At 41.5% G+C, this 24,862-nt stretch carries 6 protein-coding genes; all 6 read right to left on the bottom strand.

From position 1 onward, the window contains the following. Window positions 1–194: 194 nt before the first annotated feature. The 6 genes from HUN01_RS32235 to HUN01_RS32205 all read right to left on the bottom strand — a co-directional run bounded on the left by HUN01_RS32235 (window position 195) and on the right by HUN01_RS32205 (window position 24,846). Window positions 195–4,292 carry a non-ribosomal peptide synthetase gene (locus HUN01_RS32235; RefSeq protein WP_181929579.1) on the bottom strand — a complete coding sequence of 1,366 codons (4,098 nt, stop codon included), beginning with the start codon at window positions 4,290–4,292 and terminating at the stop codon, window positions 195–197. 33 nt (window positions 4,293–4,325) lie between these two features. Beyond that, window positions 4,326–9,104 (bottom strand): type I polyketide synthase, encoded by a 4,779-nt coding sequence (locus HUN01_RS32225; protein WP_238845819.1) that lies wholly within the window; start codon window positions 9,102–9,104, stop codon window positions 4,326–4,328. Continuing rightward, the gene (locus tag HUN01_RS32220) at window positions 9,097–13,590 is read right to left on the bottom strand and encodes a type I polyketide synthase (protein ID WP_181929578.1); all 4,494 of its coding nucleotides are present in this window, start codon (window positions 13,588–13,590) and stop codon (window positions 9,097–9,099) included. The genes HUN01_RS32225 and HUN01_RS32220 overlap by 8 nt, the downstream gene beginning before the upstream one ends. 115 nt (window positions 13,591–13,705) lie before the next feature. Continuing rightward, complete coding sequence (gene panP, locus HUN01_RS32215) at window positions 13,706–15,358, bottom strand: pyridoxal-dependent aspartate 1-decarboxylase PanP (protein WP_181929577.1); 1,653 nt, start codon at window positions 15,356–15,358, stop codon at window positions 13,706–13,708. A 103-nt stretch (window positions 15,359–15,461) separates the two neighbouring features. Beyond that, a complete protein-coding gene (locus HUN01_RS32210; protein ID WP_181929576.1) occupies window positions 15,462–20,120 on the bottom strand; it encodes a type I polyketide synthase in 4,659 nt (1,552 codons plus the stop codon). A gap of 46 nt (window positions 20,121–20,166) precedes the next feature. Continuing rightward, window positions 20,167–24,846, bottom strand: a complete 4,680-nt coding sequence (locus tag HUN01_RS32205) for a type I polyketide synthase (protein WP_181929575.1) — start codon at window positions 24,844–24,846, stop codon at window positions 20,167–20,169. Between the last annotated feature and the right edge of the window lie 16 nt (window positions 24,847–24,862).

The following is a 24,862-nucleotide window of genomic DNA, read 5'->3' as shown; positions in this document are numbered from 1 at the left end:
GTCTTTTTTACTCGCGTTCTTTATATAAGAGGATGTTTGAAAAATCCTCTTGTCGGTATCAAAAATTTTCGATCCCCCTAAATCCCCCTTAAAAAGGGGGACTTTGATTCCATTCCGGTTCCCCCCTTTTTAAGGGGGGTTAGGGGGGATCGAAAAGTGCCTAAAGTCACAGCAAAACACTTTTCAAACAACCTCTAAGAGTGAGCATTGTCAATACAAATTCTTAACTGATTTGCTAATTCCTGAATATGAGGTTCAACGAACATTGAGAAATGATCCCCTGGAAGTTCAATGACCTGTATAGATTGGCTGGAATATTTGCCCCAACCTAGTAAGGGGTCATCAGTATGAAATTCTGGACTTTGAAAGTCATGAATAATTGCCTCATTCGCTCGAAAGAGATTCATTTGATGAGGATAAACTTGTGGGACATAATCTCGCATAGCTTGGACATGAACTTTGAAAAGTTTGTAATAGCGGAGAAAATCCTTAATCTCTGTGTCGCTAAAAATAAAGTTTGTTTTTTTATTTATCAAGTGAAATTGCTCATCTAGTGATAAATTTTGCAGTTCTTCAAAAGGAACTGAAAAGTCTATACTATTGTTAGTTTTAATCGATTCTGCCATGCGGAGTAAGAATTTTGCATCATCATCCTCTCCTGGTTTAATGGTAGTTTCAGGTAATATAGCGTCGATGACAACTAATAAACCTACGATTTGACCTTGCCTTTGCAATTGTTGTGCCATTTCAAAAGCAATGACACCACCGTAACAAAAACCACCTAAAAGATAAGGGCCATTCGGTTGTCGCTGACGAATTTCCTGGATATAGCGAGTTGCTGTTTTCTCTACTGAAATTATTTCAGGTTCCTCTTGGCCAGGGATATGTTCTAAAGCATAAAACGGATAGTCTTCACCCAGTCTTCTAGACAAGTTGAAATAGTTACGAATACCTCCACCGGCACCATGTATACAGAAGAAAGGCATCCTAGAACCTGAAGACTGAATTGCTACTAGAGGAGAACTGGAGCTATCACGGAATGGCTGACTGACAATAGTCGCTAGTTTTTCAATAGTTGGGTTTTCAAAAAGATTAGATAGGGGAAGATTGTGCCCAAATCGATCGTAAATTTGAGCCATTAAGCGAACTGCTAAAAATGAGTGACCACCCACATCAAAAAAGTTATCTGTTACCCCAATCGGCTTAGTATTCAGAAGATTTTCCCAAATCTTCACCAAGCCTAATTCTGTAAAATTTCGGGGAGCAACAAAAGATTGAGTGACGTTTTGCCGGATAACCTGGTCGGTTGCAAGGGTAGACGCACTCAGAGCTTGTTTATCTACTTTCCCATTAGGTGTTAGGGGTATTGCATCCAATACTACGAAAGTAGATGGAATCATATAATTTGGCAGCTTTTGTTGCAATTTAGGCAACAGTTGTGTCGCTATGTCTTGCTTATCTGTCACGATATATGCAATCAGACGACTTGAGTCTTGAGCCTGATCTTGGTTAATAACAACCGATTCTCGCACATCTGGATGTTGTGCGATCGCTGCGACAATTTCCCCCAGTTCCACCCGAAAGCCGCGAATTTTTACCTGGTCATCACGGCGACCCAAATACTCAAGATTGCCATCGTTGAGATAACGCGCTAAATCACCAGTTTTATAAAGTTTATTTCCTGGAACAAAGGGATTATTAATAAAGCGTTCCTGAGTTAATTCCAGACGGTTTAAATATCCCCTTGCTAATCCATCACCACCAACATAAAGTTCGCCAATCACTCCTACAGGGCTTGCTTTCAAATGACCATTCAATACATATATTTGGGTATTATCAACAGGGCGACCAATGGGAACACTAGTTGATTTATCTGTCAGCAAACTAGTGTCGTAGTAAGTGACATTTGCAGAAACTTCCGATGAACCATAAAGGTTGATTAGTTTTGCCAATGGCATTAGTTTTCGGAAAGTTTGAGCTAAATCAATAGATAGTGCTTCGCCACTAGTTATCCAAAGTTTTAGATGTGATAAGTTTTTGATCAGATGACTATAGCTATTAAAAAATAAGCGCAGTAGTGAAGGAACAAGTACTATCCGCGTCACTTTGTAATTTGCCAGAGTTTCTATAAATAATTGTGGATCTAGCACAATTGCATCAGGAATAATTACAGTGGGAGCTCCCTGAAGTAATGGTGCAAAAATCTCCCATACTGAATCTACAAAACTAATAGCTGTTTTTTGACAACAAACTTCCTCTTTTGTAAAAGGATAATTTTTCCACAGCCAGTGCAAACCATTGACTGTACCGCGATGAGTACCAAGAACACCTTTAGGAGTGCCTGTAGAACCAGAAGTGTAGATAATATAGGCGAGATGATCAGCTTTTGAGGTGTTGACAGGATTTTCCTGACTTTCTTGAATAATTTCGTCTTTGTGGATGTCTAGGCAAACAATTTTAGCTGAAGATACAGGCAGTTTTTCTAATATCTCTTGTTGGGTGATTAACACCGATACCTGAGAATCAGACAGCATGAATCCAAGGCGTTCTACTGGATAATTAGGATCGAGAGGAATGTAAGCACCACCAGCTTTGAGAATAGCCAGAATCCCCACAACCATTTCTACTGAACGTTCGAGGCAAATACCAACAAGAGTTTCTTGTCCTACACCTTGTTTTTGTAAATAATGGGTAAGCTGATTAACCCTCTGGTTAAGTTGGGAATAAGTCAGTTCTTGGGTTTGATTAATTAATGCTAATTTATCAGGCGATCGCTCGACTTGCTGCTCAAATAATTGATGTAGAGAGGCATTTTGTGGATAATCTGCCTCGGTCTTGTTCCATTCAAATAGTTGCTCTCGCTCCTTAGCAGTTAGTAGTGATAATTGGGATATGTGCTGCTCTTGATTTACAACAATACTTTCCAATAAAGTTTGAAAATTACTGATGAACCGGGTAATTGTTGCATCCTCAAAAATGTCCGTGTTGTACTCCAAAAACCCTGTTAAACCTTGTTGAGATTCGGACATGGATAGGAAAATATCCAACTGAGCCGTACCGTTATCCAACTGCAAAGGACGCAAGGTTAAACCAGAAACTTCCTGCATAGACGTTGGCGTATTTTGCAGGACAAACATAACTTCATAAAGTGGATTCCGGCTTAAATCTCGCTCTGGTTGCAATTGTTCTACAAGCTTCTCAAAAGGCAAATCTTGATGTGCATAAGCGTCGAGAGTCACCTCACGAACTCGATGTAGAAGTTCGCAAAAGCGAGGATTACCACTGAGATTATTACGCAACACCAAAGTATTGACAAATAAACCCAGCATTCCTTCTAATTCGGCTCGGTTACGGTTCGCAATTGGCGAACCAACTAGGATATCTTCTTGATCTGTATAACAGTATAGTAATGTATTAAATGCTGCCAACAAAGTCATAAATAAAGTGACATCTTCGCGCTGGCTTAATTGGTTAAGTGCATCTGTTAAGGTTTTAGAGAACGTAAAGTATTGCTTTGCACCAGTAAAAGTGGTAACAGCAGGACGCGGATTATCTGTAGGTAACTGGAGTAAGGGTAGTTCGCCACCCAGTTGTTGCTTCCAGTAATTGAATTGGGTTTCTAGTACTTTACCTTGTAAGCGATCGCGCTGCCAAATCGCAAAATCTGCATACTGAATGGGGAGTTCGGGTAAGGGAGAATGCTGATTTGTAGCAAACGCTGCATATAGCGTTGCCAATTCTCCTAAAAACACACCAATAGACCATCCATCCGTAATAATGTGATGCATGGTCAAAAGGAAAATGTGTTCTTCCTCACCCAAGCGCAGTAAAGTTGCTCTCACTAGAGGCCCTTTAGCTAAATTGAAGGGTTTCTTTGCTGAATCAATTGCAAGTTTTTTAACATTAGGCTCCCAATTTTTGCCAGATAAATGCTCAAAGTTAATAATGGGTAATTCCCAAGTTAATTCCGGTGCTATCTCCTGCACTGGTTCTCCATTAACAAGTGCAAAAGTTGTGCGCCAAACTTCATGACGCTTGAGGATTTCATTAAGACTTTGCTTCAGTGCTGTAATATTAAGCAATCCTTTTAAATGAAAGGCACTGGAAATATTATAGAAAGAACTCCCGTGGTAAAGTTGGTCAATAAACCACAGCCTTTGTTGAGAGAAAGATAGGGGAATATTGTTAGAAAACTGACGCTGGGGAATTTTATCAGCTTGAAACTTTCCTCCCTTCCATTTTTCTAGAAGGGCTTTTTTCGCAGGTGATAAATTTGAGTATTGTTTATCCATTTTCAAGAGTTATTTGTAATTATTAATTGAGCATTAATCATTAACCAAAAGAGCTTCTACTTCTTCTTCCGATAATTCTTCAATTTTCTCCAACAGAAGTTGCTCAACCATTTCTGCTTGCTTGGCTGGTATCATTGCTTGCACCAAAAGGTCACGCAGTGGTAACTCCACTGGAAACTTGGCTCGCAATCGAGAAACTAGTTGAGTTGCAATCAGAGAGTCTCCCCCTAACTCATAGAAGTTATCGTAAATACCTACTTGTGTAATCCCCAGAACTTCTTGCCAAACTTCGGCTATTTGTTTTTCTAACTTGTTAGTTGGAGCAACATAGGAATTACTCAGGTTATGTCTGAAGTAAGCTGAGGATGAATCTACTTGATTGGAAGACTTTGAATTTAGTAGAGGGTTAAGTTTAAACGTGCGTTCGTATCTAGCTTTAAGATCCACTGTGGACACAACAAACTGAGTTACTTCTCCTAAAGAGAATATCCGTTGAAATACTTCTAAACTTTCTGTTTCAGTAATTGCTAATTCTGTCTCAGATATCTGTTTAAATGTTTTTTGCTCTTGGCTGGTATTCAGTTGTAATTTATCCCAATTTATGGTGATCCAAGGTAAAGATTTATTCAAAGCGACGGGAAACTCCATTCTCTTGTGGGTGAATAGGGATAGTCGCCCCGTCGCTTGGGGCATTGGGCATTGGTCATTGCTAACTTCTTCCCCATTCCCCATTCCCCATTCCCCATGCCCAAAAACTTCATCCCCTTGTGGGTGGAGTTTTTTATTTTGGTTATGTTTTTGAGTAAAGGTATCTGTTAACTGATTAACTCCTGAGTATAAAGCTAACCCAAATCCTCCTAAAATGGCAGATAAAGAAGAAAAATTGATCCAAAAATCTAACTTTCTATTCTCGAAAACTTGTTCTAATATGGTAATATTCTGACGTTGAAACTCAAGTATTTTTTCTAGCTCTGTCTGAGCAATTTCTGGAATCGAGCAAAATATATTTTCACGTATTTTTCCATTTGAATAGATAACCCCATGAATTTGACCAATCTTCTCAGGTGCAAGGCTTTGGTACATTTGTTCATAGTTAGTTGTATCTGTACGGACTACCAAAACTTCTGTACCTAATTCTTTTAATGCTAAGAGTTTTTGGATTTTGCGACTCACTTCGTCTTCTTGAGGATGAATTTTCAGCCATTGCGAATATTCATCTTTTTCTGGAAAAACGGAATCTTCAATAAATATGAGTTTTGCTCTTAGGGTTTTTGCCAAATATTCTGCAAGTACAACTCCAAAACTTTCTAATCCGCCTGGAAAGAGGTAAACTCCTTCTTTTCTCAGCAGAGTTTTTTCTCCAACTGCTGACTCTAAATGTACTGATTCAAATGTTTGAACCCAGCGGTAACGATCGCGATATGCAACAACCAAATCAGGCGACAAAGCATCAACCTCGCTCATAATTTGGTCTACGATATAACTGTGATCATCTCCTGTTATTCCCTCTTCAGTAAAGGCATTTGGGCGTTTATTTAAAACAAAATCTATATTTCGACAAACAATATTAGGATACTCTTGAGGAATAACCTTACATAAGCCTAATATAGTTGCCTTTTCTGGGTCGAGAGTTTCATTACCATTAACTTCTTGAATCTGGTTTGATACAACCCATATTTGTAGGCGATCGCTAATTTTTAGCTTTTCAAGACTTTGGGTTAAAAACAGCAAACTGTTGAATTCTAAATACTGACCTATTTGACGATTTTCAAAGCGATTTAAACTCCATAAATGAGCAATATTTGGGGGAATTTTACCAAGTGTAAGCAGTTCTTTGAGCAATACTTCATAGTCATCTCGACTTTGCGGATTAATCGCATAAATACGCTCACTAAGTTTGCTAAAATGTTGTCCTAGCTTCACCACAATGACATCTTTCCCATTCTGTTCCAGTTTGTTAACTAATTGGGAACCTACGCCACATTCATCAACAAATAACAGCCATTGTTCATTCTCTAATTCTGGGCGAGATGGAGGTAGTAAAGAACGTTTCCATGAAGGTATATAAAACCAGTTAGCAATGTCTTGTTTCTTATCTAAATTTACAGAGTTACTACTTGTAGAAAGTGATGGTGATTTAGTCTCAATCCAATATCTTTGTCGCTCAAAGGGATAAGTAGGTAAAGGGAGACGATGACGCAGTTCATGAGTATAAAATCCTGACCAATCTATTTCTACACCAGCCAACCATACCCGACCTAATGTTTGTAACAAAAAGCCTACATCCGATTGTTCTTCCTTAGCATGACGCAAGGAAGTCAACACCTGTTGTTTTGCATCAGATTTGAGATGCTGTGTTGCAAATGTACTTAAGGTTCGTCCCGGCCCCACCTCCAGAAAAACACCTTCAAACTGTTGCAACAGCTGAGATATACCATCCGAAAATCTCACAGTTTGCCGCAAATGCTGACTCCAGTAGTTGGGATTTGTGGCTTGCTCATCTGTAATCCAACTGCCAGTAACATTGGAAATGAAGGGAATTTCTGGCGGCTGAAGTTTGATTTTTTTTATCGCTTGCACAAATGCCTCCAACATGGGTTGCATCATCACAGAATGAAAGGCATGAGATGTGTGCAACAACCGACATTCAATCCCTTGAGAGGATAATTGGTTTTGGAGTGTGGCGATCGCTTCAACAGTCCCAGAAACAACGCACGAAGACGGACTATTAATAGCTGCTATCTGTAAAGACCTAGTATAGAACGCGTTTACGTCTAAAATAGATTGCACATCTTTTTGTGGCAGTGGAATCGCCAGCATACTCCCTGTGGGCAACTGTTGCATTAGTTGTCCCCTTGTTGCCACAATCGCTAAAGCATCTTCTAAAGAAAACACACCTGCGATCGCAGCTGCGACATATTCTCCAATGCTGTGACCAATCATCGCCTCTGGATGCACTCCCCATTCCATCCATAACTTAGCGAGGGCGTACTCGATGACAAACAGTGCGGGTTGGGTAATTGCTGTTTGTTGTAGTTGCTGCGAAGCTTTTTCGATTTTGTCTTCGCTAGGATAGAGTACATGGCGGAGATCAAGCCCTAAATGTGGTTTGAGAATTTCTGAGCAAATATCCACTTGTTCACGAAATGTCGGCTCAACCTCATAGAGTTCCCGCGCCATATTTACGTATTGTGTCCCCTGTCCAGAAAACATAAACACGACTGGACGGTTACAGGGCTTTTGGTAGTGGGTAAAAACTCGTTGCGGATCTAGCGTAGTCAGTGCTTTGAGCGCGTCGTCAAGGTCTTGGCAAACCACCATCAAGCGATGGTCAAAAGCCCGACGACCTACTTGTAGAGTATGTACGACATCAGCAAGAGTAATATCAGAATGCTGCTTTAGATGCTCAACTAGATTAGCTGTTGTAGTTTCTAAAGCTGTGGTTGTCTTAGCTGACAACACCAGCAATTGCCAAGGGCGGGATTTTCCCGAAGGCTGGAGGGTTGGGGCTTCTTCCAAGATGACATGGGCATTAGTACCCCCAACTCCGAAAGAACTGACCCCAGCGCGACGAGGAATTCCGTTAGTTTTCCACTCCGATAACGTATCATTCACGTAAAAGGGGCTGTCGGCGAAGTCTATTTTCGGATTCGGTTGTTCAAAGTGTAAGCTGGGAGGAATTAATTTGTGCTTGAGCGCCATCACCGTTTTAATTAAACCAGTCACACCAGCAGCGATATTTAAGTGTCCGACATTAGCCTTTACGGATGCGATCGCACAGAAACCTTTTTGGTTGGTACTAGTTTCAAACGCCTCCTTGAGGGCACTAATTTCAATCGGATCTCCCAAGGCTGTACCAGTTCCGTGAGTCTCAATGTAGCTAATTGTTTCGGGGGTAACTCCTGCGATCGCCTGAGCTTCGGCAATCACTTTAGCTTGACCATCTACACTAGGAGCCGTGTAACCCACCTTTGCCGCACCGTCGTTATTGATCGCTGAACCTTTAATCACTGCATGAATGCTATTTCCATCCGCCAAAGCATCCTCTAATCTCTTGAGTACGACAATACCCACGCCATCGCCAAAAATAGTTCCCTGAGCTTTTGCATCAAAGGGGCGACAGTGACCATCAGGAGAAGTTATACCCCCTTCTTGATAGAAATAACCTTTATTTTCCAATGACTGTATTGAAATACCACCTGCCAAAGCCAAATCGCACTCGTAATTTAGTAATCCTTGACAGGCTGAATGAACAGCCACCAATGAAGTAGAACAAGCTGTGCTGATATTGAGACTTGGGCCTTTCAGATTCAACTTATATGAAACTCTGGTTGCGGCATAGTCCTGACCATTGCTAAATAAAATTGAGGAACCCATCGATTTAACTAAATCAGGGTTGGAACTCACTATGTTTAGCATATACATACTCAGGTTACTTCCCACGTAAAAACCAGTCAACTCTTTGTCTGCTCTAGGGTCATAACCAGCATTTTCCAGCGCTTCCCAAGCACACTCTAGGAGAATACGGTGTTGCGGGTCCATGATTTCAGCTTCCCTTGGTGATAAATCGAAGAAGGGAGCATCAAACATCTCAATGTCAGACAAACGAGCAGCAGCTTTGACATAGTTAGGATCGCGCAACCATGCCGAATCTATGCCTGAAACTTCTAATTCTTCATCACTGAAAAAAGCAATGGACTCCTTGCCATTACACAAATTATCCCAAAATTCACTAACACTTTTGGCTCCTGGAAAACGACCAACCAGACCAATGATGGCTATACCTTTGATGGAATCGTCGATTTTATCCATCTGCCTTCCTCCTTTGTTGCATTAATTGTCTTTTTTCTTGTATAGCCAATTCTTTTTTGCTGGCACGTTCGTTAACTTGTTGAACTTTTGCGGTTTTAACTTTTTTCTCACTGAGATATTTTGTCAGCGCACTGATGGTTGAATATTTAAATAAATCAGCAATTGAAAGGTTTTTGTTCAGCGTTTTTACAAGTTGATGATGAACCTGAATGATTAATAGTGAATCTCCTCCTAATTCAAAAAAGTTATCATAAAGACCAATATCTTTTATCCCTAAAATTTCTTGCCAAATGTTAGCAATTGTTTGCTCAATCTCATTTGTGAGAGGAATATATGGGTTTTGTAAATCTGGTCTGGGATGGAGCACTAATGAATTTGTTTGTTGCTCAGATGCTTGCTGTTGAAAAGATTCAAGCTTAATCCATTGGTCAATCCTAGCTTGTAGCTCTCCAGTTGAAACAACTAGATGATTGAATTCACTACAGTTTAAAATTCTTTGAAAAGCTTCTATACCTTCTTTGGGACTAAACCCAAATTCGGTTAGGCTTGTACCCACAGATGCACTCTGCTTACTTTCTTTTTCCAGTTGCCAACTATCCCAGTTTATGCTGCTCCATGAGACGAGATGCTTCTGATTATGTTGGTGTACAAAAGCATCCATAAAGATATTCGCTGCCGAGTAAGCAACATATCCTAATCCTCCTAAAACAGATGATAAGGAAGATAGTAATAAACAAAAATCAAGCTCTTTATCTTGCAAAACCTTGTTTAATACTAAGAGTCCGTATACTTTTGGCTGAAATTGCTGTTCACAATCTATTTGAGTGATATTTTCAATAGCTGCAAAAGACTTGTCTTTGAGAATTCCAGCGGCGTGAATAACACCATTTAGCTGACCAAACCTTAACTGAGCTTGAGCGATCGCTGCTTGCATTTGTTCTGTGTTGCTTACATCAGCGCTCACCACTAAAACTTCTGCACCCAACTCTTCGAGTTCTTGCACTTTGATAATCTTGCGACTAATACTATCAGTCTCATTGTGAGTTGCTAACCACTGTTCCCAATCATCTCGCTTAGGCAAAGCTGAACGACCAATTAACAGCAGTTTTGCTTGTACAGTTTGAGCTAAGTATTTTGCCATCACCAGTCCAATACCTCCAAGTCCACCTGTAATCAGATAGACTCCACCTTGTCTTAATCGCGGTGTTCCGATCTGAGTTTGCTCAAAGCGTACTGGCTCAAAACTTTGCACCCAGCGATTTAGACCTCGATAGGCAATTACTTTCTCAGAATTATCAACTGTAAATTCTGTCAGCAATTTTTCTACAAGTTTTTCTTCTTGGCGACTTCCTGGTGAGGGAAGAATCACATCAATACTATGACAGCTTATATTTGAGTATTCTTGGGATATGACTTTAATAGGGCCAAGTAAAGTTGCTTTTTCTGGACATAGTATTTCACTTCCTGTAACTGGCTGGAGGTTGTTAGAAATAACTGTAAATTTTACTGCAAAAGATGTTTCCTCTTGTCCCAAAGCTTGGGCAAGAAATAACAGACTGTAAAATCCTGTTTTTTGAGCTTTATTAACTTCTTCAATTTCTAATTCTTTCTCAATGACAGGCGTGACATTCCACAAATGAATAATGCTTGTTGGTATTTTTTGTTGTGTTAAAAGTTCTTTGATTAAGGTATTATAATCGTGATTGCGATCGGGATTGATGGTATACTCACAATCGTCTAATTTTGTGAAAATTTCCCCCACTTTTACGGTAATAACATCTTGTTTTTGTTGTTCCAGTTGTTTTACCAGTTTAGTACCCAAGCCACATTCATCAAGAAATACCAAAACACACGATTTTTGAGATGCTAATGCTTTAGGTTTGAGCGGTGTTGGGGGTAAAGATGGTTTCCAAAACGGAATGTAAAACCAGTCGGCTATATCAGGTTTTTTGCCCAGTAATACTGGAGTAGGATGGCGATCAATTTCTTGTTTCTGGGGTTCAATCCAGTATCTTTGTCGTTCAAAGGGATATGTCGGCAAAGGCAGACGATGACGCTGTTCATGAGTATAAAAACCTGACCAATCTATTTCTACTCCAGCCAACCACAACCGACCTAATGTCTGCAATAAGAAGCTAACATCTGATTGTTTTTCCTCGGCATGGCGTAATGAAGTCAGCACTAGCTGTTTTGTTAATGTGCTTAAGTTTCGTCCTGGCCCAACTTCTAAGAAAATTCCTTCAATCTGTTGTAACAGTTGAGATATCCCATCTGAAAACATCACAGATTGCCACAAATGCTGACCCCAATAACTGGGATTTGTCGCTTCCTCGTTTGTAATCCAACTGCCAGTGACATTAGAAATAAAGCGAATTCGTGGCGGGTTGAGTTTCACTGTTTTCACAGCCTGGACAAACGCCTTCAAGATGGGTTCTACGATCGCACAATCAAAGCCACCAGATGAAGGTGAAATCGCCAGCATCCTCTCTGTGGGCAACTGTTGCATTAGTTGTCCCCTTGTTGCCACAATCGCTAAAGCATCTTCTAAAGAGAACACACCTGCGATCGCAGCTGCTACATATTCCCCAATGCTGTGACCAATCATCGCCTCTGGATGCACTCCCCATGACATCCACAACTTAGCGAGGGCGTACTCAATGACAAACAGTGCGGGTTGGGTAATTGCTGTTTGTTGTAGTTGCTGCGAAGCTTTTTCGATTTTGTCTTGGCTAGGATAGAGTACATGGCGGAGATCAAGCCCTAAATGTGGTTTGAGAATTTCTGAGCAAATATCCACTTGTTCGCGAAATGTCGGCTCAACCTCATAGAGTTCTCGCGCCATATTTACGTACTGTGCCCCCAATCCAGAAAACATGAATACAACTGGACAGTGACTTGGCTTGTGGTGGTTAGTAAAAATCCGATCTGGGTTTTGGGAGGTCAGCACTTTCACCGCATCATCTATATCATGGCAAACCACTATGCGGCGATGTTCAAAAGCCCGACGACCCACTTGTAGGGTGTAAGCCACATCAGGTAGGGTAATATCGGGATGTTGCTGGAGGTGAGCAACTACATTAGCTGTAATACTTTCTAAAGCTGTGCTGGTTTTGGCGGAAAACAGCAACAATTGGCAGAGGCGAGAAGTTCCAGATGGTTCAAGAACTGGAGCTTCTTCCAGGATGACATGAGCATTTGTCCCACCAATACCGAAAGAACTCACTCCAGCGCGGCGAGGAATCCCGTTGGTTTTCCACTCAGATAATTGAGTATTGACGTAAAAAGGACTGTTGGCAAAATCTATTTGAGGATTGGGCGCTTCAAAGTGCAAACTGGGCGGGATTTGTTTATGTTTTAAGGCTTGGACAGTTTTAATTAAGCCACTCACACCTGCTGCTGTATTTAAATGTCCGATATTAGTTTTAACTGAACCAATGGCACAGAAGCATTTTTTGTTTGTACTGGCACGAAATGCCTGTGTGAGAGCGGCAATTTCAATCGGATCTCCTAAAGAAGTTCCGGTTCCGTGTGCCTCAATATAAGTGATAGTTTCAGGTTCAACTCCAGCTAAAACAAGCGCCTCTAAAATTACCTCCCTTTGACCATCGACGCTAGGAGCCGTATAACCAACTTTTAAAGAGCCGTCATTATTGATAGCCGAACCTTTGATTAGTGCATGAATACAATCACCATCTGCGATCGCATCCTCTAGTCGCTTCAACACCACAACACCTAAACCATTACCGAAAACAGTTCCTTGAGCATTAATATCAAAGGAGCGGCAATGTCCATCAGGAGAATTGATTCCTCCTTCTTGATATTGGTAGCCAACTTTTTGTGGCACTTGTATTGAAACGCCACCAGCCAGAGCAATATCACTTTCGCCATTCGCCAAACTTTGACAAGCTAAGTGAATAGCAACTAATGACGTAGAACAGCTAGTTTGAACATTGATACTTGGCCCTTTAAAGTTTAATTTGTAAGAGATTTGTGTAGGTAGATGGTCTTTATCATTTCCAATAGAAATTTGCAAACTGTCTGTAGATTTGAGCAAATCCTGGTTTGGATAGAGGTTTGAGAATAGATAGCTACTGATATTTCCACCAGCGAAAAGACCAATTTGACCAGCATAATTTTCTGAATTATAGCCAGCATTTTCTAAAGCTTCCCAAACAGACTCTAGAAAAAGACGGTGTTGTATGTCTGTAATTTCTGCTTCTCTGGGAGTAAAGCCAAAAAATGCCGCATCAAATGATTCTATGTCTTCTATGACAGTGCCTGCTTTGACATAATTGGGGTCATTTAAAACTGTAGAGTCTATTCCAGCAGACACCAGTTCTTCATCAGTAAAAAAAGAAATAGTCTCCAACCCATCTCGTATATTATGCCAAAACTTATCGACGTTTCCCCCCCCAGGAAAACGTCCTGCCATACCAATTATGGCTATTGCATCTTGAAAATTTAAGGTATTAAAATCATTTGTCATATTTAAAAACCGATCATGTTTTATTTAGGTCTGCTCTCTAAACTAAGTATTTTTCTAATCAATAGAATATGACTCCTGTTCGATTTTTAAATAAAACTCAGTATATCTTTCTTCCCTATTCCCTATTCCCCATTCCCCATTCCCTAGCAATGTGAATCTGATCGTTTAAAACGGCGTCGATATCATCTTCAGTAGTTAAGGGATTAGCAATCACCGCACGCAGGGCCAAAATAGAAATTTCTGTGCCAAAGCAAGTAGTTTTTTTCGTCGTCCGTGAGATAAAAGTACGACCAGCTTGCCGCTGGTTTTTCTGAAGACGCTCATTCAATTGATCGATTAGTTGATTGTCAGTTTCACTCAACTGATTTCTGCTACTAAGCCCTCTCAATGACTCCGGAATGTAGCGATAGATTAGAAGATTTATATCCGGTTCTGCTAGTAACTCAAACTCTGGCATAGCACGGATACGATCTGCCATATATTGAGTTTTCCGAATTCCTTCATCAATCAAAAATTCATATCCCTTAAGTCCGATTAGATTTAGTCCAGCATGTAAAAATAAAGCCATACCAGGTCGAGAACCTTCTAGGGCACGTTTACCTAAATCGAATGATCCTTCCCGCATGGTGTAGCTAGCCTGTTTTTCGATCGCTTTCGCTAAATGCGGATCGCGTAGAAAAACCATACCAATTCCCATTGGTAGATAAAGTTGTTTATGTCCATCAATAGTTACTGAATCAGCCTGTTCAATACCAGCAAGTTTATGGCGATGTTGTTCAGAAAAAATGAGTGGCCCGCCCCATGCAGCATCTACATGAAAGTGAACATTAGCATCTTGTGCAATCTCTGCGATGTCCTTAAGGGAATCAACCCCACCGGAGTCTGTTGTCCCAGCAATGCCTACGATCGCAATAATATGTAGTTTCTTTGCACGACAATCGGCAACAGTTTGGCGCAGTTCCTTTATATTAACTCGATTGTTACAGTCAGTAGATACTCTAATTAAACTATGCGTACCAATACCTAAAAAGTCCGCAGCTTTATCAAAAGAGTAATGCATTAAATCTGAGCCAATAATCACCGCTCCTTTGTAGCCATAGAAATCTAAGGCTGCGGCTAAACCTTCTTTTTCTACACCAGAAAAGCCATATTTTGCTCCCAAGGAAGCGTTACGGGCACACCAGAGGGCTGTGATATTTGCTACTGTTCCTCCCGAAACTAAGATTCCTAATGTACTTTGACTATTTTGAATATACTGTGTATAGAAATTATCAGAAAAGTTGTAAATCAGTCGATGCATCATTGCCAAAGCTTCACGTTCATAGAAGCTTAGGGCTTTAGCGGTTTCTATCTTAACAGCGTTTTGATTCATCGCCGTCATCAGTTTCGCTAGAGGCCCCACAAAACTAGGGAGCGCCGAGGTCATGTGACCGATAAATCGTGGGGAAGATGTATGTATTGAATGGGCGACAACATTGTTAGCTAAGTAATTGAAATAGCTTTCAAAAGTTGAAGGATCAACAGGGGCTTTACTATTACTGAATTTTTCCACTAAACAATCAAGCTTAATATCAGTATTAGCATTGATCTCGCCTAAGAAATCATCTACTAAAGTAGCAACCTGCATATCCATCTTTCCCTCTATTGAGGATGATTTACTTGATGCTTCAAAGAGTTGCATTACTTTTTTATCTATCCCATAATGCAATGTTGGTTCTGTCAGCAGCAAGTTATTTTGATTAGACATTTCTTGTTTACTCAATGTCATGTTTTATCCTCGAACAATCTAATACTTTCACTCTCTGATTTTTTCATAAATATTTTTTATCTATGAAATTAACTTCTAATAGTCAAAGAATAATCTTTTTGAGCTATTGAGATGGTAATCCTTTTTTATTTGCCGCTGCCCGATGATTTTGTCTGGCTTGTTTTTGGCGCTTTACTGCAACCGTCCTGCTTTCAGTTCGGTGAGAATGTTGTGAAAAAGCAAGTTGCTCACTTTGCTCTTGGCTTAAATACTTAGACATCTGGCTAATCGTGGGATATTGAAACATTTCAACATAGGATAAATCTCGCTGAAATATCTTTTGCATCTTGCTATGAACCTGAATCAAAAGTAAGGAATGACCACCAAGTTCAAAAAAGTTGTCATGGATACCTAAATCCTGAATATGAAGTACTTCTTGCCAGATATTTACAACGGTTTGCTCCACTTCATTTCTAGGAGCGACATATACTGTATGTAAGTTTGGTCTTTGATAGCTTGAGAATAAGTTTGCCTGGTTCGAGAATTCTGTATCTCGTAAAGATTCCAGCTTAATCCATTGGTCAATTCTAGCTTGCAAGTCTCCAGTTGAGACAACAACCTGAGAGACTTTAGACATTGATAACACACGTCTAAAAGTTTCTACACCTTTCTTTGGCGTCATGAAAAATTTAGGCAAAATTTGTTCAATATCTGTATCTTGTTGTTCTTCCCTAATGCCCCAATCATCCCAGTTTACACTAAACCAGGGGCAAGAATTAGTAATCTGGTTATGCTTATGAACAAAGGCATCCATAAACAAGTTTGCTGCGGTATAGGAAATAAATCCTAAACCTCCTAACACAGATGCTAAAGAAGAGGTTAATAGACAAAAATCAAGCTCTTTTCCTTGGAAGAGTTTATCTAATAAAAATACTCCATATACTTTGGGTTCAAATTGCTTTTGAACTTCAGCTTTAGAAGTCTGTTGAATAGAATGAAGTACAGCTTTGAGATTGCCCGCAGCATGGATGACACCATGAATTTTACCAAAGCGCTCAGTAGCGATCGCGATCGCATTCTGCATTTGTTGTTCATTTACCACATCGGCGCTGATTACCAAAACCTCAGCACCTAAAGCCTCAAGTGCTTGCACTCTGCGGATCTGCTGGCTGACATGATCTTGTTCGTCATGATTCGTCAACCATTGACACCACTGGTTTTTCTCAGGAAGACCCTTTCGCCCCAGCAAAATCAATTTTGCTTGTACTGTCTGGGCTAAAAATTCTGCCAGTGCTAAACCAACCTTACCAAGTCCACCAGTGATTAGGTAAACGCCTTCTTTCCTCAACCTGGTTTTGCCAGTGATCCTCTCTTCTAAGCGAACGGCTTCAAAGGTCTGTACCCAGCGATGATGTCCCCGGTAAGCAACTATTAAGTCTGTTGGCTGGGCTGTAAATTCTGCTAGTAAGTTGTCTATCAGTTTTTGTGATCCGGTGGTTCCAAATTCTGGAAGGACGACATCAAAGCTATAGCAGGCGATATTGGGATATTCCTGTGGAATCACTTTGCATGATCCTAACACCGTGATTTTCTCAGGACATAACCTCTCATCGCCAGTTACGTCGTGTACATCGCTGGTAACGACCATCAACTTGATAGGCTCAGTCATATTCCGTTCTGCAAGTGCCTTTGCCAAGAACATTAGACTGTAAAAACCGAGATTCTGGCAATCTTCAAAAAACTCATCCGGTGACTTGTTGCTGGGCAAAGTAGCGTTGGGTGTAACGCTCCAGAAATGGGCGAATGCTTGGGGGGTCAAATCTTGAACTTGGAGCGCTTCCAATAAGGCATTATAATCACCCGGTTGCTGGGGATTAATAGTATATTCCCGGTCATTGAGTTGGGCAAATTGCTCTGCTATCTTGACAATAATTACATCATGACCATATTGTTCCAGTCGGTTTGCGATTTCGGCTCCAACTCCATAGGCATCAACAAAAACCAACCAGCATGACTTTTGTTTTACTACTTCTTCTTGCTGAAAAAGCTCAAGGGGCATGGATTCTTTCCAACGAGGAACATAGAACCAATCAGCAATATCTGGCTTTATCTCTAGCGTTTCTTGCGGCGCCGTTGCTAGGGCAGCTTTTGGGTTTGCCTCAATCCAGTAGCGCTGACGCTCAAAAGGATAGGTTGGTAAAGGAATACGATGGCGTCGTTGATGGGCGTAAAAACCTGACCAATCCACTTGTACCCCCACAAGCCACAGGCGACCCAAGGTGTTAAGGAAAAATGCTGCATCCGACTGTTGCTCTTGTGGATGGGGAAGTGAAGTGAGCGCTGTCAATTCTTCTATCCAATGTTGTTTGGCAAAAGTGGTCAACGTCCGTCCAGGGCCTACTTCCAGTAAGACGCGCTCATGTGCTTTAGTTAACTCAGCAATCCCTTCACTAAAACGCACAGGTTCCCTCAGATGCCTTGCCCAATAGTTGGGGTCTGTTGCTTCGGCTGTTGTGATCCAAGTCCCAGTCACATTAGAGATAAATGGAATTTGGGGGGAATTGAGTTTGACTTTTTGTAACGACTGGATGAAAGGCTCAACGATGGGTTCCATCATCTGGGAATGAAAAGCATGGGAAGTATGCAGCCGCCGACATCCTACGCCTTTTGCTTGTAATTGCTGTTGCAATTGTTCCACCGCTGCTGTTGGGCCCGAAACCACACAGTAGGAAGGTGCATTGATTGCAGCTAAAGATAATTCCTGCCAGAGCAAAGGTTGCACTTCTTGTTGCGGAAGTTGAATTGAGAGCATTCCTCCACTGGGGAGTTGCTGCATCAGTTTTCCTCTGTTCGCCACTAGTTCTAAAGCATCTTTGAGTGAGAAAACTCCAGCTAAAGTTGCAGCCACATATTCTCCAATGCTGTGACCAATCATCGCTTCAGGACGCACACCCGACGCCATCCACAATTGAGCGAGGGCGTATTCAATGACAAATAGTGCTGGTTGGGCAATAAAAGTCTGTTTTAGCTGCTCTGCTGCCTGTTGTTTCTGCACTTCACTGGGATAAAGTATATGGCGCAGGTCAATATTGAGGTGTGGTTTCAGCAGTTCACTACAGCAATCAATTTGCTGTTTAAAGATGGGTTCACTCTGGTAGAGTTCCCTGCCCATCTCTACGTACTGTGTCCCCTGCCCGGAAAACATAAACACTACAGAACGATTACGGGGTTCTTCGTAGTGGGTGAAGACTCGTTGTGGATCTTGAGTGGTCAGCACTTTTAATGCATCTTCCATGTCTTGACAAACCACCATCCGGCGATGCTTGAAAACCCGACGACCCACACTTAGAGTGTAAGCGACATCAGCCAGGTTTAAATTTGGATGCTGTTGCAGGTGAGCAAGTAGATTAGCTGTAGCAGTTTCCAGAGCTGTACTAGTTTTGGCAGAAAGCTGTAACAACTGCCAAGGACGAGCAGGATCAGATGGTTTAACGGCAGGGGCTTCTTCCAGAATCACATGAGCATTAGTCCCACCAATCCCAAAAGAACTAACTCCTGCCCGGTGAGGAATGCCATTAGTTTTCCACTCAGAGAGTGTGGTGTTGACATAAAAAGGACTGTTGGCAAAATCTATTTCTGGATTGGGTTCTTCAAAGTGCAAGCTAGGTGGTATTTCCTTGTGTTTAAGTGCAAGGATGGTCTTGATGATACTTGCAACACCAGCGGCCCGATCGAGATGTCCAACATTGGTTTTTACCGAACCGATCGCACAAAAATTTTTATTTTGGGTGCTGGCACGAAAAGCTTTAGTCAGAGCTTGAATTTCAATCGGATCTCCTAAAGATGTCCCTGTTCCGTGGGTTTCTATATAGGTGACAGTATCGGGATCGACTCCCGCGTTAGCGATCGCCTCTACAATTACTTCTGCCTGACCATCGACGCTGGGTGCTGCATAACTAACTTTTAAAGACCCGTCATTATTGATCGCAGAGCCTTTGATGATGGCATGAATACAATCACCATCTGCGATCGCATCCTCTAATCTTTTCAAGACTACAACTCCTACACCGCTACCGAAAACAGTTCCCTCAGCTTTGGCATCAAAGGCGCGGCAGTGACCATCAGGCGAAAGAATATCATTTTCTTGATATTTATAACCACTTTTGTGTGGCAAATTTATAGAAACGCCACCAGCTAAAGCCATATCACATTCGCTATTCAGCAAGTTTTGGCAAGCAATATGTATAGCCACTAATGAAGTTGAGCAAGCAGTTTGAATCGTGCAACTTGGCCCCTTCAAATTAAGTTTATAGGATACGCGTGTGGACAAATGATCTTTATCATTGCCAATTATCAGCAGTTGACCCGCTGATTCAACAACGTCAGGATTTGAATAAAGATTAAATAAGTATGCGCTTATACTTGAGCCACCATAAACTCCAATGGAACCTTCAGCATTGGCGTAACCAGCATTTTCTAGAGCTTCCCAAGCGGACTCTAAAAATAAGCGATGTTGTGGATCTATGACTTCTGCTTCTCTTGGATTAAAGCCAAAAAATGAAGCATCAAACAATTCTATATCTTCGATGATGGGTTTTGCTTTGATATAGTCAGGGTCACTCAGCACCGTAGCTTCTATCCCCAATTTTTGCAATTCTTCATCATTAAAAAAAGTAATTGACTCTATCCCATTTCGCAGATTTTGCCAATACTCATCAATATTTTTAGCTCCGGGGAACCTGCCAACCATGCCAATGATTGCGATGTCTAAGTTGTCAATCATTTAATTAATCCTAACTGATTTTTTTAATTACGAATTACGAATTATTCTAATGACGCTGTTGCTGTAATTTTTTCTGTCTGCGTTTTTCTCCACGAGACTTATTTTGCTCAAAATGATTGATTTCGTTGGCATCAGAACTGAGAATTTCGGCAAGAGAATTTATAGTTGGTCTTTCGTAAATACTGACGATAGGAATCTCAATATTTAATTCTTCTTTTAACTTAGAAATAATTTGAACACTAATTAGAGAATTTCCTCCCAACTCAAAAAAGTTGTCATGAATACCTACTTGTTGAATACCAAGGATTTGTTGCCAGATGTTAGTGATTATTTGCTCTACCTTGTTCCGAGCAGGGATATAATCATTCCCCAACTTGGGGCGAGAATGGAGTACTTGAGGTAGACTTGCTGATGCCAATTCCTCTTCTATAAACTTGAAAGAATTACTCTGCTGAATTTGAGGCTGGATATCTCGTGTTGATACAACAACTTGAGGTAGTCTACTTTGGAGAATGCGGCTAAATGCATCAACACCCTCTTGAGGTGCTATTCCTTCTTTAAGGTATTCTTCACGTTCTTTCTTTAATTCTTCGTTCACCGCTCCTGTATTCACTGCCATTCCGACCTCTTGCCAAGCACCCCAGTTAATAGATTGGGTGAACGTAGTACGCCTGGAGGTATTGCAGTGAGCAAAGGCATCAAGAAAAGCATTAGCAGCACAATAGTCTACCTGCCCAAATCTACCCAGAATTGAGCCTGAACTTAAGGCAGAACAAAGGATCAGGAAATCTAATTCAACGTCCTTGAAGATGCTGTCAAGGACTAATGTTCCTTGGACTTTGGGAGCTAAAACACTTGCCGCTACTTGGGGCGTTTTTAGTTGCATAATGCCTCCCCCAGCAATTCCGGCGGCATGGATGACACCATGAATTTTACCAAAGCGCTTAGTTACTGATGCGATCGCTAACTGCATTTGTTCAAGGTTAGCGACATCTGCCTTCTCTACTAAAACCTCAGCACCTAACCCTTCTAACACCTGCACTGCTCTGATTTTCTTGCTTACAGGGTCTTGCTCATCATGAGTTATTAGCCATTTTTCCCACTCATCTGCTTTCGGAAGACCAGAACGTGATATCAACACTAGTTTAGCTTGCACTGTCTTGGCCAGATATTCTGCTAGTGTCAAACCAATACCTCCCAAGCCACCTGTAATTAGGTAGACTCCCCCTTGCTGTAATCGGGCTTTCTCTGGGCCAGCCTCTTCTAAGGAGACTGGTTCAAATGTTTGAATCCAGCGATGATGCTTACGATAAGCAACTACTGAGTCAGTTGGCTTGGTTGTAAATTCTGCTATTAGTTGATCGATCAATTTCTCCTGTTGCGATATTACAGATTCAGGAATCACAATATCAATGTTGCGGCAAGTAATATTCGGATATTCTTGGGGGATTACTTTGCATGGCCCTAGTACCGTTGCCTTTTCGGGGCATGGGTTTTCCTCACCAGTCACATCGTGTATGTTGTTAGTCACAACTAGGATTTGCAGGGCATCTGTAATACTTTGTTGTCCAAGTGCTTGACTCAGAAAAAGTAAGCTGTAAAAGCCAACAGTCTGACTTGTTGCCAATGAATCAATTCCTGAAGATGTCTGATTGCTTGGCGTAATTCCCCATAAATGAGCAATCATTTGTGGCATCAAATCTTGGCTACGAAGAACTTGGAACAAGGCTTCATAGTCATCTTTCTGTTGAGGGTTGATGGAATAAGCGCGTTGGCGAAGCCTGTCTGTAGGACACTCGCACAGTTTGGTAAACTGCTCTCCTAAGCTTACAGTAATCACGTCTTGCCCTTGCTGTTGGAGACGTTTTACAAGGAGTGAACCCACTTCACATTTATCTACAAAGACTAACCAACACAATTTCTGTTTTGACAGTTCTGTATTTTCAACAGACTCAAGTAATCTGCACTGTTTCCAAACTGGGATGTAGAACCACTCAGCAATATTTGGCTTTTTGTGTAACGCTTTTTGGGGCGCAGTCACAAGGGCATTTGATGATTGTGGTTCAACCCAGTATCTTTGTCGCTCAAATGGGTACGTCGGTAAGGGGATGCGGTGACGACGTTCAGTCGCGTAAAAGCTAGACCAATCTATTTTTAACCCAGCAAGCCAGAGTTTACCCAGTATGTTGAGCAAAAAGGCAATATCCGACTGTTGTTCTTGGGGATGGCGCAAGGAAGAAAACACAATCGGTTGAGCAGGTTGTTCTGAATGCTGTCTAACTAAAGTACTTAATGTCCGTCCTGGTCCAACTTCCAGCAGGATTCGCTTTGGCTGTTGCAGCAACTCAGTAATTCCCTCAGCAAAGCGCACAGTCTGCCGTAGATGCTTTGCCCAATAGCTGGGATCAGTTGCTTCCTCGTTTGTAATCCATGTACCAGTGACGTTGGAAATAAAAGGAATTTGGGGAACTTTGAGGTTGATTTTTTCTACCAGTGCCATGAACGGCTCGATGATTGGGTTCATCATCTGGGAATGAAAAGCACCAGAAGTATGCAGACGGCGACAATTAATCCCTTGCTTAGTTAATTTATTGTGCAACTGATCAATTGCCAATTTTGATCCCGAAACTACGCACAAAGATGGCCCGTTAATTGCAGCTAGGGCAAGTTCTTCGCCTAGCCAAGATTGCACTTCTTCCTCAGATTGAGGCACTACTAACATATCCCCAGAGGGCATCTGCTGCATTAGTTTTCCTCGCGCTGCTACCAGTGCCAATGCATCTTCTAGAGAGAATACGCCAGCAAGACAAGCTGCTACATACTCGCCAATGCTATGACCAATCATGGCTTCAGGATGCAATCCCCATGACATCCACAACTGAGCTAGGGCATACTCAATGACAAATAGGGCTGGTTGGGTAATATAAGTCTGCGTCAGCTGCTGCACTGCTGCTGTTGCTTGCTCTTTGCTGGGATATAGAATATTGCGTAGGTCTATTCCGATGGAGAATTTGAGTAATTCTGCACAATAATCAACCTGTTTTCGGAAAATTGGCTCATTTTGGTAGAGTTCTTCACCCATCTCCACATACTGGGCCCCTTGACCAGGAAACATAAATATAACTTGTCGCCCACTAGGTTCGGTGAAGTGGCTGAAGACCCTTTGTGGCTCTTGGATTTCTAAAACTTTCACTGCATCGTCAATGTCTTGGCAAACCACGATTCGGCGATGTTCAAAGGCTTGACGACCCACTCCAAGGGTGTAAGCGACATCTGCCAAGTTGAGTTGAGGATGCTGCTTTAAGTGGTTAACTAAGTTTGTTGTGGCAGTTTCTAGTGCAAAGCTAGTTTTGGCTGAAATTACCAATAAATTCTGTGAGCGTCCAGGACTAGATGGTTCCAGAATTGGGGCTTCTTCCAGAATTACATGAGCATTAGTGCCACCAATTCCGAAAGAACTAACCCCAGCGCGTCGAGGTTGTCCGTTCGATTTCCATTCTGAAAGCTTGTTATTAACATAGAATGGGCTGTTGGTGAAATCTATCTGGGGATTGGGCTGCTGAAAGTGCAAACTAGGTGGTATTTGCTGGTGTTTGAGCGCCAGAACTGTCTTGATTAAACCCGCAATCCCAGCCGCAGTATCTAAGTGTCCAATGTTTGTCTTTACCGAACCAATAGCGCAGAAACCTTTTTTGTCAGTGGTAGCACGAAAAGATTTGGTTAGCGCTGCAATTTCAATCGGATCTCCGAGAGCAGTTCCGGTTCCATGAGCTTCTACATAACTAATCATGTCGGATTTCACCCTCGCTACGGCAAGAGCCTCGGCAATTACCTGAGCTTGACCATCGACACTGGGAGCTGTGTAGCCAACTTTTTTAGAGCCATCATTATTAATCGCTGAAGCCTTGATAATAGCGTGAATACAATCTCCATCAGCGATCGCATCTTCTAATCGCTTTAAGACTACAATCCCTACACCTTTACCGATGACAGTTCCCTTTGCCTTGGCGTCAAAGGCACGGCAATGTCCATCGGGAGACAAAATTCCCCCTTCTTGATAAAAATAGCCAGCTTTTTCTGCTCCAGATATGCAAACTCCACCCGCCAAGGCCAGATCGCATTCACGATCTAGCAAACTTTGACAGGCTAAATGTACAGCGACTAATGAAGTAGAACAACCGGTTTGGACAGTGATTGCTGAACCATTTAGATTTAATTTATAGGCGACTCGTGTAGCTAAGTTATCTGGACGATTACTATGTCTAATTTCGTCAAAACCAACAAGTTTTATTAATTCAGGGTTAGAAAAAATATTGAATAAAAAGTAACTGCTAACGCTGGCTCCACCATAAACACTAATTCTACCTTCATAGGTTTCAGAATTGTAGCCAGCACTTTCAAGGGCCTCCCAAGCAACTTCTAAGAAAATGCGTTGCTGCGGATCGATGAGTTCTGCCGCTCTGGGAGAATAATTAAAGAATGAAGCATCAAATAATTCTACATCTTCCAGTTCAGCGTTTGCTTTAACATAGTTAGGGTTATTTAGGGTACTTTTGTCTACACCCGCAGACTCCAGTTCTGTATCTGAAAAAACTGAAATTGATTCCACCCCATTCTGTAAATTATGCCAAAACTCATCAAGGTTTTTGGCTTTTGGGAAACGCCCATTTATACTTACAATGGCTATCTCATTAAAAATTTCTGAAGCCTCTAAATTGTTTTTCATTTTTCACTCCAGATTT

Origin of the sequence: Nostoc edaphicum CCNP1411 (assembly GCF_014023275.1) — a bacterium.
GTDB lineage: Bacteria > Cyanobacteriota > Cyanobacteriia > Cyanobacteriales > Nostocaceae > Nostoc > Nostoc edaphicum_A.
Note: the sequence above shows the minus strand (reverse complement) of the source record. Positions and strands in the feature narration are given on the sequence as shown.

Coding starts and splice junctions, on each gene's coding strand:
- HUN01_RS32235 (WP_181929579.1), bottom strand. CDS start 4,292: ATGGATAAACAATACTCAAATTTATCACCTGCGAAAAAAGCCCTTCTA.
- HUN01_RS32210 (WP_181929576.1), bottom strand. CDS start 20,120: ATGATTGACAACTTAGACATCGCAATCATTGGCATGGTTGGCAGGTTC.
- panP (WP_181929577.1), bottom strand. CDS start 15,358: ATGACATTGAGTAAACAAGAAATGTCTAATCAAAATAACTTGCTGCTG.
- HUN01_RS32220 (WP_181929578.1), bottom strand. CDS start 13,590: ATGACAAATGATTTTAATACCTTAAATTTTCAAGATGCAATAGCCATA.
- HUN01_RS32225 (WP_238845819.1), bottom strand. CDS start 9,104: ATGGATAAAATCGACGATTCCATCAAAGGTATAGCCATCATTGGTCTG.
- HUN01_RS32205 (WP_181929575.1), bottom strand. CDS start 24,846: ATGAAAAACAATTTAGAGGCTTCAGAAATTTTTAATGAGATAGCCATT.